Source organism: Metasolibacillus sp. FSL K6-0083 (genome assembly GCF_038630865.1).
GTDB classification, from domain to species: domain Bacteria; phylum Bacillota; class Bacilli; order Bacillales_A; family Planococcaceae; genus Metasolibacillus; species Metasolibacillus fluoroglycofenilyticus.
This window is the reverse complement of sequence record NZ_CP152046.1, coordinates 1,365,304-1,384,007: the sequence shown is the minus strand read 5'-3', so window position 1 is coordinate 1,384,007 and position 18,704 is coordinate 1,365,304. Positions and strand designations below refer to the sequence as shown.

At 39.6% G+C, this 18,704-nt stretch carries 12 protein-coding genes and 2 pseudogenes; all 14 read left to right on the top strand.

Annotated elements, in window-relative coordinates; translation table 11 throughout:
- Positions 1 to 248 precede the first annotated feature (248 nt).
- Positions 249 to 1,034: an isoprenyl transferase gene (locus tag MHB51_RS06600; protein WP_066170123.1), complete on the top strand. Its 786-nt coding sequence runs from the start codon at positions 249 to 251 to the stop codon at positions 1,032 to 1,034.
- Positions 1,034 to 1,828, top strand: a complete 795-nt coding sequence (locus tag MHB51_RS06595) for a phosphatidate cytidylyltransferase (RefSeq protein ID WP_066170126.1) — start codon at positions 1,034 to 1,036, stop codon at positions 1,826 to 1,828. Before MHB51_RS06600 ends, MHB51_RS06595 begins: the two co-directional genes overlap by 1 nt.
- 18 nt (positions 1,829 to 1,846) lie before the next feature.
- Positions 1,847 to 2,992 carry a 1-deoxy-D-xylulose-5-phosphate reductoisomerase gene (dxr, locus tag MHB51_RS06590; RefSeq protein WP_107942298.1) on the top strand — a complete coding sequence of 382 codons (1,146 nt, stop codon included), beginning with the start codon at positions 1,847 to 1,849 and terminating at the stop codon, positions 2,990 to 2,992.
- A 140-nt stretch (positions 2,993 to 3,132) separates the two neighbouring features.
- A complete protein-coding gene (gene rseP, locus MHB51_RS06585) occupies positions 3,133 to 4,401 on the top strand; it encodes an RIP metalloprotease RseP (protein ID WP_107942299.1) in 1,269 nt (422 codons plus the stop codon).
- Between the two features lie 356 nt (positions 4,402 to 4,757).
- Positions 4,758 to 6,467: a proline--tRNA ligase gene (locus tag MHB51_RS06580; protein ID WP_066170136.1), complete on the top strand. Its 1,710-nt coding sequence runs from the start codon at positions 4,758 to 4,760 to the stop codon at positions 6,465 to 6,467.
- A gap of 82 nt (positions 6,468 to 6,549) precedes the next feature.
- Positions 6,550 to 9,474 (top strand): annotated as a pseudogene (locus MHB51_RS06575) (PolC-type DNA polymerase III); the annotation flags it as partial.
- 718 nt (positions 9,475 to 10,192) lie between these two features.
- On the top strand, positions 10,193 to 12,019 hold the full coding sequence (gene ltrA / locus MHB51_RS06570) for a group II intron reverse transcriptase/maturase (RefSeq protein ID WP_342559257.1): 1,827 nt from the start codon (positions 10,193 to 10,195) through the stop codon (positions 12,017 to 12,019).
- 109 nt (positions 12,020 to 12,128) lie between these two features.
- Positions 12,129 to 13,532: pseudogene (locus MHB51_RS06565) on the top strand (PolC-type DNA polymerase III); the annotation flags it as partial.
- Positions 13,533 to 13,802: 270 nt separating this feature from the next.
- Complete coding sequence (gene rimP, locus MHB51_RS06560) at positions 13,803 to 14,288, top strand: ribosome maturation factor RimP (RefSeq protein ID WP_066170139.1); 486 nt, start codon at positions 13,803 to 13,805, stop codon at positions 14,286 to 14,288.
- A gap of 12 nt (positions 14,289 to 14,300) precedes the next feature.
- Positions 14,301 to 15,440 (top strand): transcription termination factor NusA, encoded by a 1,140-nt coding sequence (gene nusA, locus MHB51_RS06555; RefSeq protein WP_066170142.1) that lies wholly within the window; start codon positions 14,301 to 14,303, stop codon positions 15,438 to 15,440.
- 115 nt (positions 15,441 to 15,555) lie between these two features.
- Positions 15,556 to 15,834, top strand: coding sequence for a YlxR family protein (locus MHB51_RS06550; protein WP_066170145.1), 279 nt, complete (start codon positions 15,556 to 15,558; stop codon positions 15,832 to 15,834).
- Positions 15,831 to 16,139, top strand: coding sequence for a YlxQ family RNA-binding protein (locus MHB51_RS06545; RefSeq protein ID WP_066170148.1), 309 nt, complete (start codon positions 15,831 to 15,833; stop codon positions 16,137 to 16,139). The genes MHB51_RS06550 and MHB51_RS06545 overlap by 4 nt, the downstream gene beginning before the upstream one ends.
- A 14-nt stretch (positions 16,140 to 16,153) precedes the next feature.
- Complete coding sequence (gene infB / locus MHB51_RS06540; protein ID WP_066170151.1) at positions 16,154 to 18,424, top strand: translation initiation factor IF-2; 2,271 nt, start codon at positions 16,154 to 16,156, stop codon at positions 18,422 to 18,424.
- Positions 18,424 to 18,702 carry a DUF503 domain-containing protein gene (locus tag MHB51_RS06535; protein WP_066170154.1) on the top strand — a complete coding sequence of 93 codons (279 nt, stop codon included), beginning with the start codon at positions 18,424 to 18,426 and terminating at the stop codon, positions 18,700 to 18,702. The genes infB and MHB51_RS06535 overlap by 1 nt, the downstream gene beginning before the upstream one ends.
- The last annotated feature ends 2 nt before the right edge of the window (positions 18,703 to 18,704 follow it).

Genomic DNA, 18,704 nt, shown 5'->3' with positions numbered 1-18,704 from the left:
ACTAACTCTAGTCTAGATTTTTTCGAGCTTGCGTAAGTAGTTGTTTTTCAAAATATATGACATCCGCCACAACTATATCTTAATTCAATGAATATTTAATTACGATTGAATCAAAGTAGGCATTTAATTTGCCATCTGTAGTGGGAAAAGCTGAATCAAGATAGAGTGCCGTAGGTGTATGCAGTACTATCATGATGTCTGAATACGATAAAATAGGTCCGATATGCAAGTAGTTGGAGGAATAGGCTATGTTTAAAAAGCTGTTAGGAAAAAAAATAAATAAAAATGAAATCGAATATAATAGCAAGAGCTTAATTGATGCAGAGGTTCCTTCGCATATTGCGATTATTATGGACGGCAATGGTAGATGGGCGAAAAAGCGTGCGATGCCGAGAATTGCCGGACATCATGAAGGAATGAAAACTGTGCGGAAAATTACGCGCTATGCTTGTGATTTAGGTGTGGATATTTTAACATTATACGCTTTTTCAACGGAAAATTGGAAGCGCCCTAAATCGGAAGTTGAGTTTTTAATGGGACTACCCGAACAATTTCTTAATTCCTTTTTACCAGAGCTGATGGAGCGCAATATTCGAGTGCAAATGATTGGAGATGTGGAAAGCTTGCCTATGCATACGCAGAAGGCTTTACACCATGCAATCAATACAACAAAGCATAATACGGGCTTAATTTTAAATTTTGCGATGAATTATGGTAGTCGTGCAGAGCTTGTGCTAGCAATGAAGCATATTATGCAGGAAGTGGCAGCAGGCAAGCTAACAATTGATGAGGTAACAGAAGAGCATATTAGTGCTAATTTAATGACTTCCCATTTACCTGAGCCAGATTTATTGATTCGCACAAGTGGAGAAGTACGTTTAAGCAATTTTATGTTGTGGCAGCTAGCCTATACTGAATTTTTATTTACAGATACGCTATGGCCAGATTTTGATGAGCAATGCTTATTAAAGGCAGTCCAGCAGTATCAGCAACGAAATAGACGGTATGGCGGGCTGAAAGGAGAAGAGCAGTAGTGAAGCAACGAATCATAACAGCAGTTATTGCAGCGGCGTTATTTATACCTTTCGTCGTTTATGGGCAATGGCCATTCGCTTTATTAGTTTATGCAATGGCAGCAGTAGGATTATATGAGATTTTAAAGATGAAAGGGATTGCGGTTTTTTCTGTACCGGGAATATTAGGAGCACTCACATTGTTTACCATTTTGCTACCGAAAAATGTAGCGGAAAAAGTGCTTGAAATAACAAGCTATACAAAATTTGAACTTCTTATTATTGGTGTTATTTTATTGCTTGTTTATTCGGTTATTGTGAAAAATCATTTTACATTTGATGATGTAGCCTTTGTTATTTTAAGCACATTATATGTTGGCATTGGCTTTTATTATTTTATCGAAACGCGTGAAGCAGGATTAGTATTTGTTATTTTTGCCTTGCTTATTGTTTGGACAACCGATTCTGGCGCATATTTTATTGGTCGTCGCTTCGGGAAAAATAAGCTATGGCCAGAAATATCCCCGAATAAAACGGTGGAAGGCTTTTTAGGTGGTATAGCAGTTGCTGTTATTGCGGCAATCATTATGCAGCTAATTGTGCCGTTTACTATTTCATGGCTTTTATTAATCATCATTGTCATTATTAGCTCGATATTCGGACAAATGGGTGACTTAGTAGAGTCTGCTATTAAACGACATTATGATGTTAAGGATTCAGGTACAATTTTACCTGGTCATGGTGGCATTTTAGACCGCTTTGATAGCTTATTATTCGTTTTACCATTATTAAACTTGCTGCATTTCGTTAACTAATGAAGGGAAGTAAAGAAGTTGAAAAAAATTAGCTTATTAGGAGCAACAGGCTCTATTGGTTTACAAACGATTGATATTTTAAAAGCACAAAAAGAGACTTTTCAGCTTGTTGCAGTATCTTCAGGACGAAACATAGAGGCAACAAAGCAAATTATAAATGAATTGCAGCCACAGCTTGTATCTGTTCAAGATGCCGAGGATGCACGTCGCTTACAACAGGAATATCCGCATATTGAGATTACCTATGGTGCAAAAGGGCTTGTGGAAGTAGCCACACATCCAGAAACAGCGGTATTACTTAATGCCGTATTAGGTAGCGTCGGCTTAGAAGCTACTTTAGCAGCGATTCGCATGGGGAAAACGATTGCCATTGCGAATAAGGAAACACTTGTTACAGCAGGGCATCTAGTGATGGCAGAGGCGCGTAAATATAATGCGCCGATTTTACCTGTTGATAGCGAGCATTCCGCTTTATTCCAATCTATGAATGGTGAAAATCCTAACAATATTGAGCGTTTAATTTTGACCGCTTCAGGCGGCTCATTCCGCGACCGTAGTCGTGAAGAGTTGCAGCATGTGACAGTAAAGGATGCTTTAAATCATCCCAATTGGTCAATGGGTGCTAAAATTACGATTGATTCTGCCACGATGATGAATAAAGGGCTTGAAGTGATTGAAGCACATGTTTTGTTCGACATGTCATACGATAAAATTGATGTATTATTGCATCGCGAGAGCATTATTCATTCATTAGTGGAATACCATGATACGAGTGTTATTGCACAGCTTGGTACGCCGGATATGCGCGTGCCAATCCAATATGCGCTTAGTTATCCAGAGCGTGTACCAGTGCAAGGTGGACAGCGTTTAAATTTAGCACAAATTGGGCAATTATCATTTAAAGAGATTGATTTTGAGCGCTTTAAAGCATTACAGCTTGCATATGATGCAGGGCGTGCTGGTGGAACGATGTTAACAGCGATGAACGCTGCAAATGAAGCAGCTGTTTCGTTGTTTTTACAAGAAAAAATAACATTTTTACAAATCGAGGAGCTTATTGAACGTGTAATGCTTGCACATAATAATATACTGCTACCAGATTTGGAGACAATTTTACATGTAGATAGTGAAACGAGAAAAACGGTTATAGACATGGTAAAATAGAATGAATCTATAATGAGTATGTTTTTCGCCGAGTTTTAACATAGCATAAAAATATGCTTATGCTACTAGCATTGAGAAGCAACAAAGGAAAAGCTACATTTGTGGAGTAATTAATAAAAAGCTTATGAAGGTGGGTAATTATGCAAACAGCTATTGCATTTATCGTAATTTTTGGCTCGCTCGTATTTTTCCATGAGCTAGGACATTTCCTATTCGCTAAGCGCGCAGGAATTATGGTACGAGAATTTGCCATTGGGATGGGGCCAAAAATCTTTGGTATGACGAAAGGCGAAACTGTTTATACGTTACGCCTACTTCCAATAGGTGGATATGTTCGTATGGCTGGCGATGATTTAGATTCGGTTGAATTACAGCCGGGCTATCGTGTTGGCTTATTAATGAATGAAGATAATGTCGTTGAGAAGATTGTTTTAAATCAAAATAGCCAGCATCCGAATATTTTATTTATGGAAGTTGAGCGTGCAGATTTAGAGCATGAGCTATGGATTGAAGGCTACGATGAGGATGAAAATCTAGTGCGCTACAATGTTTCACGTACGGCGACGATTGTGGAAAATGGCAAAGAAACAATGATTGCTCCTTATGACCGTACATTTAATGCGAAAACGGTCGGACAGCGCTCAATGGCTATTTTTGCAGGACCGTTATTTAATTTTATTTTAGCCTTTTTCCTGTTTTTAATGATGGGGCTTTTACAAGGTGTGCCTACAAACGAATCGCTGCCGAAAATTGCACAAGTTGCAGACGACGGTGTAGCGAGTGCTGTTGGCTTAGAGCGTAACGACGTTGTAACAGCAATTGATGGCAAAAGTATTTCAACATGGGAAGAGCTGTCACAAGCAATCCAAGCCAAAATGGGACAACCTATGCAAATGGAAGTGAATCGTGACGGTCAACTATTAACTTTTGAATTAACACCGAGAATTGTACAAAATGACCAAGGTGAAAAAGTTGGACAAATTGGTATTTATGCGGCACGAGCTTATGAAAAATCTCCGATAAAGGCTGTAGCCTACGCGGGAGAGCTGACATATGAAACAGCGACAATGATTTTTAAAGCTGTTATTAAGCTTGTGACAGCACAATTGTCGATTGATGAGCTATCAGGTCCTGTTGGTATTTATAAATATACGGAGGAAGCGACATCCTACGGTATATTTAATTTAATGTTTTGGGCGGGAGCACTGAGCATGAACTTAGGAATTATGAATTTATTGCCGCTACCAGCACTTGACGGCGGACGGTTATTATTCTTCGGTTTTGAGGCATTGCGCGGGAAACCGATTGATCGTCAAAAGGAAGGGCTTGTGCATTTTGTTGGCATCGTGTTACTGATGATTTTAATGATTGTCGTAACATGGAACGATATTCAGAAGTTTTTCTTTTAGCATCTTTCACCAATGTTTACTGCGCCGAGTAACCGCGCAAGTAAATTACTTTTTACTGAGAACGTAGCGACAAATCTTATTTGTCCCGGTAGCAAGGCAACAGGTATAGCTTCAGAAGTCTCAAGCATCTATAGGCGGCGAGATGAATGAATTCATTAGGCTCATATCAATGGGCGTGTAAATACCCGCTGAAAGAAGTTCAGCCTCCTGTGGATGTTACAGATTTTGAAGAGGAATTTTTGAGCTAGCTCGAAAAAATCTAGACGCAATTACGCAGAGGTGTAATTGAAATAGTAGCATCTAAAGCAAAGTTTGTTTAAGCTATCTATATAATTAATTTAAAGGTGGAACTATATATGAAACAAAGTTTAACATTCATTCCAACATTGCGGGAAACGCCAGCAGATGCGGATGTCCAATCACATAAGGCATTATTACGTGCAGGCTTTATTCGTCAAAATGCGAGTGGTGTTTATTCCTATTTACCATTAGCGAAGCGTGTATTGACAAAAATTGAACAAATTATTCGTGAAGAGATGGAAGCAATCAATTCAATTGAACTACTAATGCCATCATTACAACCAGCAGAGCTTTGGCAAGAATCCGGTCGCTGGGAAGCGTATGGTCCAGAATTAATGCGTTTGAAAGACCGCCATGAACGTGATTTCGCACTAGGTCCAACGCATGAAGAGGTAATTACAACATTAGTGCGTGATGAAATTAAATCGTATAAAAAACTTCCAATTACGCTATACCAAATTCAAACAAAATTCCGCGATGAAAAGCGTCCACGCTTTGGTTTATTACGCGGTCGCGAATTTATTATGAAGGATGCCTATTCATTCCATGCATCAAGAGAGAGCTTAGATGAAACGTATGAGGATATGTATCGTGCTTATTCAAATATTTTTACACGTCTTGGTTTGAATTTCCGTGCAGTTATTGCAGATGCAGGCTCAATTGGTGGTAAAGGCACACATGAATTTATGGTATTATCGAAAATTGGTGAAGATACAATTGCTTATTCAGATTCATCAGATTATGCTGCCAATATCGAAATGGCAGAAGTAATCGTAGATTATAAAGCGAGTAGTGTCGCACAAAAAGAGCTTGAAAAAGTGGCGACACCAAATGCGAAGACGATTGAAGAGGTAAGTAACTTCCTTTCTGTTGATGCAGCAAACTGCATTAAATCATTAGTGTTTAATGTGGATGGGGAACTTGTTGTTGTGTTAGCGCGTGGTGACCATGAAATTAATGATATTAAATTGAAAAATGCTTTAGGTGCTACCTCTGTAGAATTAGCAGAAGAAGCGGATATTAAAAACTTATTGAATTGTACGCCAGGCTCAATCGGACCGATTAAACTACCTGTTGAAGTAAAGGTTATTGCAGACCATGCGATAAAAACGATTCGCAATGGTGTAGCGGGTGCGAACGATGATGGTTTCCACTATACAAATGTCAATCCAGAGCGTGATTTCGCTATTAATAGCTATGAAGATATTCGTTTTATTCAAGAGGGAGACCCATCACCAGACGGTCATGGTACAATTAAATTTGCTGAAGGTATTGAAGTAGGACATATTTTCAAGCTAGGCACAACTTATTCGGCTAAAATGGACGGCACGTTTTTGGATGAACAAGGGAAGGCACAGCCATTTATTATGGGCTGCTACGGCATTGGTGTATCACGTATACTAGCTGCTGTGGCAGAGCAATTCCAAGATGACAATGGCTTTATCTGGCCAAATCAGCTTGCGCCATATGATGTACATTTAGTCCCTGTTAACTTGAAGGACGAGACGCAAAGCCAGTTGGCAGATGAGCTTTACAGTATTTTAAAATCATACCGTTATGACATACTATTCGATGATCGCCAAGAGCGACCAGGTGTAAAGTTTGCTGATGCAGATTTAATAGGCTTACCGATTCGAATTACAATTGGCAAAAAAGCTTCAGAGGGCATCGTGGAAGTAAAGGTACGTGCAACAGGTGAAACATTTGAATGGGCGAAGGAAGAGGTTGTTGATCGCTTAAGCGAATTTTTCCGCACACACGAATGATAGGATATAAAGAAGAACGAGCTGTCTAGAAAGTTTTTGACCTTTCTAGACTGCTCTTTTTTGCTAGAGGAAGGTGACGATGATGACCAACGAACAAGAGGCAAGAACGAGGTTTTTAATGCTCTTACAGCAACTAGAACTAACGGATGATATTTATATGTCGTTATTTGAAGAGGGCGAGCTAACGAGATTATCTGTTCATAAAAAAAATCGCATATGGTGCTTCGTCATTAAGTTGCAAAACATACTGCCATACAAAGTATACCAGCTACTTATTGCACGTTTAACAGAGAAGTTTTCACATATTGCAACGATTACATTAACGATTGAGGCGACTGCACCTGTTGTGACAGAGGAGCTAGTACTAGATTATTGGCTGCCGACAATCAGGCAGCTAGAAGATATGTCGCCACCATTGAAAAATCAATTGATGAGGCAAAAACCGCAATGGACAGGGCATAAATTGATTGCTACAACAATGCATGAAATAGAGCAAATGTCATTAAAATCGAAATATACGGATAAGTTATCGGAAAGCTATCAGCAATTTGGCTTCCCGTCTATACCGCTTGAATTTCAATTAGTAGAGCAATCAGACGAAATGAAGCAGGCACACGAGGCGTTTTTGGAGCAGCGTAGACAAGAAGAAGCCATATTAGCACAGCAGGCATTGGAGGATTTTGCTAAGCGCGAGAAGGACAAGGCAGATTCGCCAAATGCAGTGCTAGGTGACAGACCATTCCAGCTAGGGGCACAAATTAAAGATAGTGAAACGGTGGAAATTCGAACGGTGCTTGAAGAAGAACGCTCAATCGTATTAGAGGGCTTTGTCTTCATTTCGGAAGTCAAAGTGCTAAAAAGTGGTCGCTCCTTATTAGAGTTCAAAATGACCGACTATACGGACTCAATTTTAGTCAAAATGTTTTCGCGAGATGATAGTGATGCGGAATTAATGGCACAACTTTCAAAAGGTATGTGGGTAAAAGTTCGTGGTTCTGTACAAATGGATACATTTGCACGCGATTTAGTAGTGATGGCACGTGATATTGTAGAAATAAAGAAGGAAACGAGAAAAGACCTTGCACCAGAAGGGCGCAAGCGCGTTGAATTGCATATGCATACACCGATGAGTCAAATGGATGCAGTAACACCTGTAGATAAATTAGTTGGACAGGCTGCTAAATGGGGGCATCCTGCTGTAGCAATTACAGACCATGCTGTCGTGCAAGCATTTCCGGAGGCTTATGCTGCTGGTAAAAAACATGGCATTAAAATTATTTATGGTGTAGAGGCGAATTTAGTCGACTCAGCGGCGCTCATTGCCTATGAAGAACAGCATATTAATCTAGAAAATGCCACATTCGTTGTGTTTGACGTCGAAACGACAGGTTTATCTACTGTATATGACACGATTATTGAGCTCGCAGCAGTCAAAATTCAAAATGGGCAAGTGATTGGTCGCTTTGAACGCTTTGCGAACCCGCATAAGCCGCTAACAGCAAATATTATTGACTTAACTCATATTACCGATGATATGTTAAGAGACGCACCAGAGGTAGAAGATGTTGTACGTGAGTTTCATGAATTTATTGGCGATAGCATTGTTGTGGCACATAACGCTTCATTCGATATTGGCTTTTTATACGTTGCCTACCAAAAATACGGCATTAGTAATGATAAGCATCCTGTTATTGATACGTTAGAGCTATCACGTATGTTAAATCCAACATTGAAAAACCATCGTCTAAACACGCTGTGTAAACGCTATGGTGTGGAGCTAACACAGCACCACCGCGCTATTTATGATACGGAGGCAACAGGTGAGCTAATGCTCCATCTTTTAAAAGAAGCGCATGATAAAGGCATTAAGTATCATGATGACTTTAACCGTTATGTTGGTGGAGATGACAGCTATAAACAGGCTAGACCTTCACATTGCACTATTTTAGCGGTTAATGAAATTGGCTTGAAAAATTTATTTAAGCTTATTTCGATTGCCCATACAGAGACGTTTTATCGTGTACCGAGATTGAAAAAGAGCGATTTACAAAAATACCGTGAAGGTTTGATTATTGGCTCAGGATGCTCGAATGGTGAGCTTTTTGAAACGATTATGAATAAAACGCCTGAAGAAGCTGAGCGAGTGGCAAAGTTTTATGATTATATTGAAGTACATCCAAAACCTGTTTATTCGCAACTGATTGAGCGCGGAACAATTCATGACGAATGGAATTTAGAGGATATTATTCGCAGGCTCGTGAAGCTCGGGAAGAAATTAAATATCCCCGTTGCAGCGACAGGCAATGTCCATTATTTAGATGAAACAGATGGGAAGTTTAGACAAATTTTAATTGGCTCGATGGGCGGTGCTAATCCGCTTAATCGTTATCCTTTGCCAAAGGTGCATTTTAGAACAACTGATGAGATGCTTGCACAATTTGATTTTTTAGGTCCTGATTTGGCAGAGGAAGTTGTCGTTACGAATACGCAATTAATAGCAGACATGATTGGCGATGTAAAGCCGATTAAAGATGATTTATATACACCTAAAATTGAAGGCTCTGATGATGAAGTAACAAACTTAACATACGAAATGGCGCATCACATTTACGGAGAAGAATTACCCGAAATCGTGCAGGCACGCATTGACAAAGAGTTAAAATCGATTTTAGGTCACGGCTTTGGGGTTATTTATTTAATTTCTGCAAAGCTTGTAAAAAAATCGTTAGCAGATGGTTATTTAGTAGGGTCACGTGGCTCAGTAGGCTCCTCTTTAGTTGCCACCTTTATGGAAATTACAGAGGTTAATCCATTACCACCACATTATATTTGCCCGAGCTGTAAGCATTCGGAGTTTATCGCTGACGGGTCTGTTGCCTCAGGCTTTGACTTACCGAACAAAGATTGTGTTCAATGTGGCACACCTTATAAAAAAGATGGTCAAGATATTCCGTTTGAAACCTTTTTAGGATTTAAAGGGGATAAAGTTCCAGATATTGACTTGAGTGCGACACGTTGCTAGTTGAAAAGACTAGCCACCATTATTGGTAGAACTGCTATTTCGAGGTGTGGAATGACGGAGTAACGCCCCGAAACACACTCGCTGAAGCTACGACATGCAAGCGGATGACTGCAAAACTGAAACTTGTATGAAGCTCGTTAAAGTAGACTGAAGTTCACCCAAACAGTACGGCTGTGGAAAAGGGGTAATCCTGTGAATGATAGGTCTGGCGTCTATAAACTTTCTATGGTTAGAATCAGTAGACTCACTGGGTCGAACCCTCGATTGACTTTTCGTGAATGTCACGTAGTAGAAATGCTGCGGGGTCCAAATTAGGGCTTCTAGGTGTGGATGAGTAAGCGTTTGGTTATGAAAATCCATCTTGTGTTACAGGCACATGCAAGCCTAGCGGAATTTAGGGGGAACCTAAGGGAAGATGTACAGATAGAAATAGTGGAACGTGTGAAGCTCCTAACGTAAGAGACAGTTGCATGTCGATGAAGACGGTGTACGGAAATGCTGAACAAGTTATAACGTACTTTGATGGAGTGGCAGTAGTGCCGTAGTACCAATGATGAAATGCCAGTGATGACTGAATAACAAATAGGTCGGAGGAAAAAACATTTCTGAGGGAAGGGCACAAGTCGTTAGTGTTGAAAACAAACCTACACAAGTCAGATTCTAGTATGACTAAAGAGAACGAAAGCTCAAAGGGAGTGATTAGTTGACTGACTTAATGATTCAAAAGTTAAGAAACAACGAGTATTTTGGATTGCAAACAACTTTTGATAACCTTTATAACGAAAGTAAAAGTGGTCGTTATTTTACAGACCTTTATGAATCGATTATTTCCGAAGAAAACATATTGCTCGCCTTTCGAAATCTAAAAAGCAATACAGGTAGTAAAACGAAAGGTGTTAACGGACACACAATTAAACACTTGAATAAAATGAATGCTAATAAACTAATCAAACTTGCTCGAAGAAGACTGGAAAATTATTCACCACATGCAGTAAGAATGCTATTTATACCAAAACCAAACGGAAAGATGCGACCTCTAGGTATCCCAACTATTGAGGATAGATTAATACAGCAAATGTTTTTGCAAGTATTAGAACCGATTACAGAGGCGAAATTTCATCCGCAAAGTTATGGGTTTAGACCGAAGCGAAGCACACATGATGCACTCGCAAGATGCTATCATATGGTGAATCATAGTCATCAACATTTTGTAGTTGATATCGATGTTAAAGGTTTCTTCGACAATGTAAATCATAAAAAGCTAATGAGACAATTATGGACGATTGGTATTAGAGACAAAAAAGTATTAGCGATACTAAAGAAGATGTTGAAAGCCGAAATTACAGGTGAAGGAGTACCAACAAAAGGAACCCCACAAGGAGGAATTTTATCTCCATTACTCGCAAATTTAGTTTTAAACGAGTTTGACTGGTGGATTTCAAATCAATGGGAAACGAAACCAACACGAGTACCATATAAGCTAAAACGCAATAAAACGGATGCACTTAAAAAGACAAGGTTAAAGCCAATGTATTTAGTTCGATACGCAGATGATTTTAAAATATTCACGAACTCATATGAAAATGCTCGAAAGATTAAAATGGCTGTTGAGAAATGGTTAAAAGAACGATTAGGGCTAGAAATTAGTGAAGAAAAAAGTAAAATCACAAATTTGCGTAAAAACGGTACAGACTTTTTAGGGATTCGATTTAGAGCGGTACAAAAAGGCAATGCGAAAACAGGATACATCGTCAACTCTAAGATGGACCCAAAAGCAAAAGAAAAGGTACAAGGCGTTATAAGGCATCAGCTAGTAAAACTAAGAAAAAGTCCTACTCCACAAAAAGTGATGAACTTTAATGCAAATATTTTAGGGTTGCAAAATTATTATAAGATTGCAACTCGAATTTCTCAGGAGTTTAATGAGATAAGGCATAACATTCATCCAAATATTAAATCACTCATGATAAGAAATATCTTTGTGAAAACAAAAGAAACAAACGGAGTGATTGATAAATTTTATGGAGATTACAATTATCCACGTTTCAAAAGCAATGGATTGCTGGTATATCCTATTGAATCTGTTCGACATGATATACGAGGACAGCGAAAGCCTGAATTCACAATTTACAATGAAGCTGATAGGAAAGTAATTCATAGAGATTTAAAACAAGTGTCCATTCGAGAGATCGAAATGTTTCGTAAAGGAATATATAAATCAAAAAGTGTTCTGTATGAAAATAACCGATTGAGTAAATATGTAGCACAAAAAGGTTGCTGTGGAATTACGGGTGAGAGATTAACACCTCATCAGGCACTATGTCATCATATAAAACCAACAGCACAAGGTGGTACAGATGAATACGATAATTTGATTATTATCAATAGAAAGTATCATAGGCTCATTCACAATTCAGACCCTTTAAGGAATAAAGAGTATCAAAAGTTATTAAGTAAATTCGAAGCAAAAGCAATTAACAAATTAAACAGGCTAAGAACGGAAGTAGGAAATCCAAAGCTTAGTCTATAACATTCAACAAAACTAACGATGGAACGCCGTGTGAGTGTGAAAGCCTCATGCACGGTGTGGGACGGGGGAAAAGTTGGTGATAACTTCAAAGGCTTACCTATCGTCATACTTCTCGGGTGAATATCAGCCACAGGCTCATAACTATACAAAGGTTTTATTCGGTGAGGACTATGTTTTCCGTGCAGGAACGATTGGTACGGTAGCAGAAAAAACAGCATACGGCTATGTTAAAGGCTATGCAAGTGATAATAATTTAACATTCCGCGGGGCAGAAGTAGACCGGCTTGTGCAAGGGTGTACAGGGGTAAAGCGAACGACAGGGCAGCATCCAGGAGGCATTATTGTAGTGCCTGATTATATGGATATTTATGATTTCTCGCCAGTGCAATTTCCGGCTGACGCACAGGATGCTGAATGGAAAACGACACACTTCGATTTCCACTCAATCCATGACAATATTTTAAAGCTTGATATATTAGGGCACGATGACCCAACAGTCATTCGTATGCTGCAAGATTTATCGGGCATTGACCCGAAAACAATTCCGACAGACGACCCAGAAGTAATGAAAATTTTCAGTACGACGGAATCGCTTGGTGTTACGACTGAGCAAATCGGAACAAAAACAGGAACACTCGGTATTCCAGAATTCGGTACACGCTTTGTGCGCCAAATGTTAGAGGAAACGAAGCCATCCACGTTTAGTGAATTAGTACAAATCTCAGGTTTATCTCATGGAACGGATGTATGGCTTGGCAATGCACAGGAATTAATTAAAAATGGCACATGTGTATTAGCGGAAGTAATCGGCTGTCGTGATGATATTATGGTGTATTTAATTTATCAAGGATTGGAGCCCGCATTTGCCTTTAAAATCATGGAGTCTGTTCGTAAAGGGAAAGGTTTGACGGATGAAATGGAAGAGGAAATGCGTAAAAACAAAGTGCCGGAATGGTATATCGACTCCTGTAAAAAGATTAAATATATGTTCCCGAAAGCCCATGCGGCTGCCTACGTATTAATGGCAGTGCGCATCGCATGGTTTAAAGTGCATCATCCAATATTGTACTACGCGGCATATTTCACAGTTCGTGCAGATGATTTCGATTTAATTGCCATGAAGCAGGGACCTGCTGTCATTCGGACAAAAATTGATGAAATCAATGCGAAGGGCTTAGATGCGAGCCCGAAAGAAAAAAACTTAATGACAGTGCTTGAAATTGCACTAGAAATGTGTGAGCGAGGAATGTACTTTAAATCGGTTGACCTGTATCGTTCAACAGCAAGTGAGTTTATTATTGATGGCAATGCTTTAATCCCGCCATTCGATGCTATACCAGGTCTTGGAACAAACGTAGCGAAGCAAATTGTTATTGCACGTGAGGAAGGCGAATTTTTATCGAAGGAAGATTTACAACGACGTGGTCGCGTATCGAAAACGCTAATTGAGTATATGGACCAGTTAGGCTGTTTAGAAGGATTGCCCGACGCCAACCAGCTTTCGTTGTTCTAGCTAGTAAGTGGGGATATTTGCAATTGTTTTCGAGGTATGCTATTGTAAGTGTAACAATTTGTTGATAGTTCGCAGCAAAAGAGTGGGTTTCTCCCGCTCTTTTCTGTTGTTTACAACAACAAAAAAGCTAAAATTAGTGGTATTGCTACAGAAGCATAAGTTTTTGAGATGGTACAGACAGCGAGTTATACCAATTTCTCATAACGCAATGTGAATAACAAACAATAAAGCAAATAAATTTAAAGTACAACAACATATGAGGAGGATATGATGAGCAAAGTTACTTCAACTATTGAAGCGCTCGTAACGCCTATTATTGCTGAATTAAATCTTGAATTAGTGGATGTCGAGTTTGTGAAGGAAGGTCGCAACTATTTTCTGCGTATTTATATCGATACGCCAGAGGGTGGGATTGACATTGATCAATGTGCACAAGTAAGTGAACGTTTAAGTGTCATTTTGGATGAAAAGGACCCGATTGAGCAAAATTATTATTTAGAAGTATCTTCACCAGGTGCAGAACGCCCGTTAAAGAAAGAACAAGACTTTGTTCAAGCAGTTGGTAAATATATTTATGTGAAAACATACGAGCCAGTGAAGGATATGAAAGAATTTCATGGTTATTTAACTGCATATACTGAACAAGGTTTGGAAATGGAAATTCGCATTAAGACACGCAAAATCAATGTACAAATCGATAAAGAAAAAGTAGCGCAGGCTAGGCTTGCGATTGACTTTTCAGATAAGCAAATTTAGGAGTGAACAAAAATGAGTAGTGATTTACTAGATGCTTTAACGGCCCTTGAGGTGCAAAAAGGGATTTCAAGAGAAGTATTAATTGAAGCAATTGAGGCGGCATTAGTAACAGCGTATAAACGCAATTTTAACCAAGCGCAAAATGTGCGAGTAGATTTAAACCTAGATAAAGGAACGATGCTCGTCTATTCTCGTAAAGACGTTGTAGAAGAAGTGGAAGATGATCGTTTAGAAATCTCAGTAGAAGATGCAAAAATGATTAATCCTGCATATGAAATTGGCGATGTATTGGAACAAGAAGTAACACCACGTAATTTTGGTCGTATTGCAGCTCAAACAGCGAAACAAGTTGTTACACAGCGTGTTCGTGAAGCAGAGCGCGGCTTAATTTATGAAGAGTATGTAGACCGCGAAGATGATATCGTAGTCGGTACAATTGAGCGCCAGGATGCACGTAATATCTACGTATCACTAGGTAAAGTAGAGGCGGCATTACCAGTAAACGAGCAAATTCAAGGTGAGGTCTATAAACCGCAATCACGCATTCGTGTTTATATTACAAAAGTAGAGCGTACAACACGTGGTCCACAAGTAATTGTTTCACGTACACACCCAGGTTTGTTACGTCGCTTATTTGAAATGGAAGTGCCTGAAATATTTGACGGTACAGTAGAAATCAAATCGATTGCGCGTGAAGCTGGAGACCGTTCAAAAATCTCTGTATTCGCACACAATCCAGAGGTAGACCCAGTGGGCTCATGTGTCGGTGCTAAAGGTGCGCGTGTACAGACAATTGTGAATGAATTAAGCGGTGAAAAAATTGATATTGTTGAATGGTCTGAAGACCCGATTGTGTTCGTAGCAAATGCTTTAAGTCCATCAAAAGTATTAGATGTGCAAGTAAATGAAGAAGAAAAGTCTACAACAGTTGTTGTACCAGACTATCAACTTTCACTAGCAATAGGAAAACGTGGTCAAAATGCGCGACTTGCAGCGAAGCTAACAGGCTGGAAAATCGATATCAAAAGTGAAACAGATGCACGTGAATTAGGAATTTATCCTTCTGAAACGAGCACATTCGTTCCACAAAATAACAATACGGCAGCATATGATGATATCGAATATGATTTATATCAGGATGATGAAGAATAATCATATGAAGAAAATAGTTTAGCTTCTCACAAGCAACTCTTCTAGCATGACGGGAAAAGTGCTTGTGAGTAAGCAAGCAGAAAGTGCTGAAGTTTTGGAGGGAAGGTGAGCGAGGATGGCTATGCAAAGAAAAGTGCCTTTACGCAAATGCGTAGCAACGGGCGAAATGCATCCGAAAAAAGAAATGATTCGTGTTGTACGTTCGAAAGAAGGCGAAGTATCTGTTGATACAACAGGTAAAAAGTCAGGACGCGGAGCTTATGTTTCTAAAACGGAGCAGGCTGTTGAAGAGGCACGTAAAAAAAATAGCTTAGGAAAACAACTTGAAGTAGCAATTCCAGAAGATGTATACGAGGAGCTATTAAAGCTTATTCGCAGGGAGTCTATTTTATGATGAACAGTGCAATACTGCAATTATTAGGGCTAGCTGCCAGAGCGAGAAAAGTTGTTTCTGGAGAAGAATTAGTCGTAAAGGAAGTGCGCACAGGAGGAGCGAAATTAGTTTTCCTCGCAAACGATGCTTCTGCCAATACGGCAAAAAAGATTAAAGATAAATGTACGTATTACAACGTTGAGTTTTATGTTTTTGGAGATCGCTATGATCTAGGACATGCTACAGGAAAGGAAGCGCGTGTAGCATTAGCTATAACCGATAGTGGGTTTGCGAAAAAAATGTCTAGTCTACTCAACGAAAATTAATCGGGGGTGAGCAGATGAGCAAAATTAGAGTTCATGAATATGCGAAAAAGGTAAATAAAACGAGTAAAGAAGTAATGGGACAGCTCACAAAGCTTAATATAGAAGTGAAAAACCATATGTCGATGCTTGATGCTGTAACTATTACAAAGCTTGATTCTGTCTTTCAGCAAGTAGCAGAACCGAAAAAAGCAACACCTGCAAAGCCAGCTGCTAAAAAAGAAGGCTTATCGCAGCACGTGCAAACAGAAGCACGTTCACAATCCAAGCAGCAACAAATGAAAAAAGCGGATAAAGCTCCGAATGTAGAACAAAACAAAGCGTCACAGAGTGACAAATCTAATAATACAAAGGGTAACCAAAATCGAAATATGACACAAAATAACAATCAAAATAGTCGTGGTAAAAGCGGCGGTAATAAGAATAATAATCAAGGCGGCTATCAACAGCGCAAGAAGCCAGGTATCCACGGTGGTAAACGTCGTCCAAATAGAGGACCTCAACAGCCTGTACAAACTGTACAGAAGGAATTACCAGAAAAAATCACATTTTATGAATCATTATCAGTTGCAGAGCTAGCAAAAAAATTGCATCGTGAGCCATCTGAAATTATTAAAAAGTTATTTATGCTAGGCGTTATGGCAACAATTAACCAAGAGCTTGATAAAGATGCGATTGAGCTAATTTGTGCTGATTATGGTGTGGAAGTAGAGGAAGAAATACGTGTAGATATTACAGACCTTGAAACACATTTTGAGCAAGAAGTGAGTGAAGAAGAACAACGCGAGCGCCCACCAGTTGTAACGATTATGGGGCACGTTGACCACGGGAAAACATCGCTTTTAGACTCAATTCGTAATACGAAGGTTACTGCTGGCGAAGCAGGTGGTATTACACAGCATATCGGTGCATACCAAGTTGATGCGGATGGTAAGAAAATTACATTCCTTGATACACCAGGTCACGCTGCGTTTACAACGATGCGTGCACGCGGTGCGAAAGTGACAGACTTAGCTATTATCGTTGTTGCAGCAGATGACGGTGTAATGCCTCAAACGGTAGAAGCAATTAACCACGCGAAGGCAGCAGAGGTTCCAATTATTGTCGCAATTAACAAAATGGATAAACCAACTGCTAATCCAGACCGTGTAATGCAAGAATTAACTGAGCATGGCTTAGTTCCAGAAGATTGGGGCGGCGATACGATTTTCGTACCAATTTCTGCACTGAAAGGTGAAGGAATCGACCAATTATTAGAAATGATTTTACTTGTTTCTGAAGTTGGCGAACTAAAAGCAAGCCCAGCTCGCTCTGCAATTGGTACAGTAATTGAGGCTCAATTAGATAAAGGTCGCGGTTCTGTTGCGACATTATTAGTACAAGATGGAACATTGCGTGTCGGTGACCCAATCGTAGTAGGTCATGCATACGGTCGTGTACGTGCGATGGTAAATGATATAGGTCGCCGTGTGAAGGAAGCAGGCCCATCTACACCAGTTGAAATTACAGGTTTAAATGATGTACCACAAGCTGGTGACCGATTTGTTGTATTCGAAGACGAGAAAACAGCTCGTTCAGTTGGTGAATCACGTGCAATGACTGCGATTCAAGCACAACGCTCTGAAAAACAACGCGTAACATTAGATAACTTGTTTGAGCAAATGAGCCAAGGTGAAATGAAGGAGTTAAACTTAATCGTTAAAGCCGATGTACAAGGTACAGTAGAGGCGATGGCTGCATCATTAATGAAAATTGATGTGGAAGGCGTTAATGTGAAAATTATCCACACAGGTGCTGGTGCAATTACTGAGTCAGATATTTCATTAGCAGCAGCTTCAAATGCGATTGTGATTGGTTTCAACGTTCGCCCTGATGCGAATGCTAAACGTGCGGCTGAGGAAGAGGGAGTAGATATCCGTCTACACCGCATTATTTATAAAGTAATTGAAGAAATCGAACAAGCGATGAAAGGGATGCTTGATCCAGAATACGAAGAAAAAATCGTTGGTCAGGCGGAAGTTCGTCAAACGATTCGCGTATCGAAGGTTGGTACAATTGCAGGTTCTTACGTAACTGAAGGTAAAATGGTGCGCGATGCAGGTGTACGTGTTATCCGTGAAGGAATCGTTATTTTTGAAGGAGAGCTAGACTCATTAAAACGCTTCAAAGATGATGCGAAAGAAGTAGCAAGAGGCTATGAATGCGGTATGACGATTAAAAACTACAACGACCTTAAAGAAGGCGACGTAATTGAAGCATTTATAATGGAAGAAATTAAACGTGCATAATGATTGTCTACGCAGAAGTTGAATTCATTATTCATACTGCCCATTCGCTAAAGGAAAAGCGCTCCGTATTACAAAGGATGGTAACGCGGACAAAACAAAAGTTCAATGTATCGGTTGCAGAAATTGACCATCAAAATGTTTGGCAACGTACGCGACTCGCACTTGTAACAGTTGCCTCCTCTAAGGAGGCGGCTGAGCGTGAAATGATGCATGCACTCCGTTATTTAGAATCCAACCCTGAGTGGGAACAACTAGAATTACTTCGCCAATATTTATAAGG

Excerpts from the sequence above, each read along its gene's own strand:
- MHB51_RS06600 (WP_066170123.1), top strand. The coding sequence starts at position 249 with ATGTTTAAAAAGCTGTTAGGAAAAAAAATAAATAAAAATGAAATCGAA.
- rseP (WP_107942299.1), top strand. The coding sequence starts at position 3,133 with ATGCAAACAGCTATTGCATTTATCGTAATTTTTGGCTCGCTCGTATTT.
- MHB51_RS06580 (WP_066170136.1), top strand. The coding sequence starts at position 4,758 with ATGAAACAAAGTTTAACATTCATTCCAACATTGCGGGAAACGCCAGCA.
- rimP (WP_066170139.1), top strand. The coding sequence starts at position 13,803 with ATGAGCAAAGTTACTTCAACTATTGAAGCGCTCGTAACGCCTATTATT.
- nusA (WP_066170142.1), top strand. The coding sequence starts at position 14,301 with ATGAGTAGTGATTTACTAGATGCTTTAACGGCCCTTGAGGTGCAAAAA.
- MHB51_RS06550 (WP_066170145.1), top strand. The coding sequence starts at position 15,556 with ATGGCTATGCAAAGAAAAGTGCCTTTACGCAAATGCGTAGCAACGGGC.
- MHB51_RS06545 (WP_066170148.1), top strand. The coding sequence starts at position 15,831 with ATGATGAACAGTGCAATACTGCAATTATTAGGGCTAGCTGCCAGAGCG.
- infB (WP_066170151.1), top strand. The coding sequence starts at position 16,154 with ATGAGCAAAATTAGAGTTCATGAATATGCGAAAAAGGTAAATAAAACG.
- MHB51_RS06535 (WP_066170154.1), top strand. The coding sequence starts at position 18,424 with ATGATTGTCTACGCAGAAGTTGAATTCATTATTCATACTGCCCATTCG.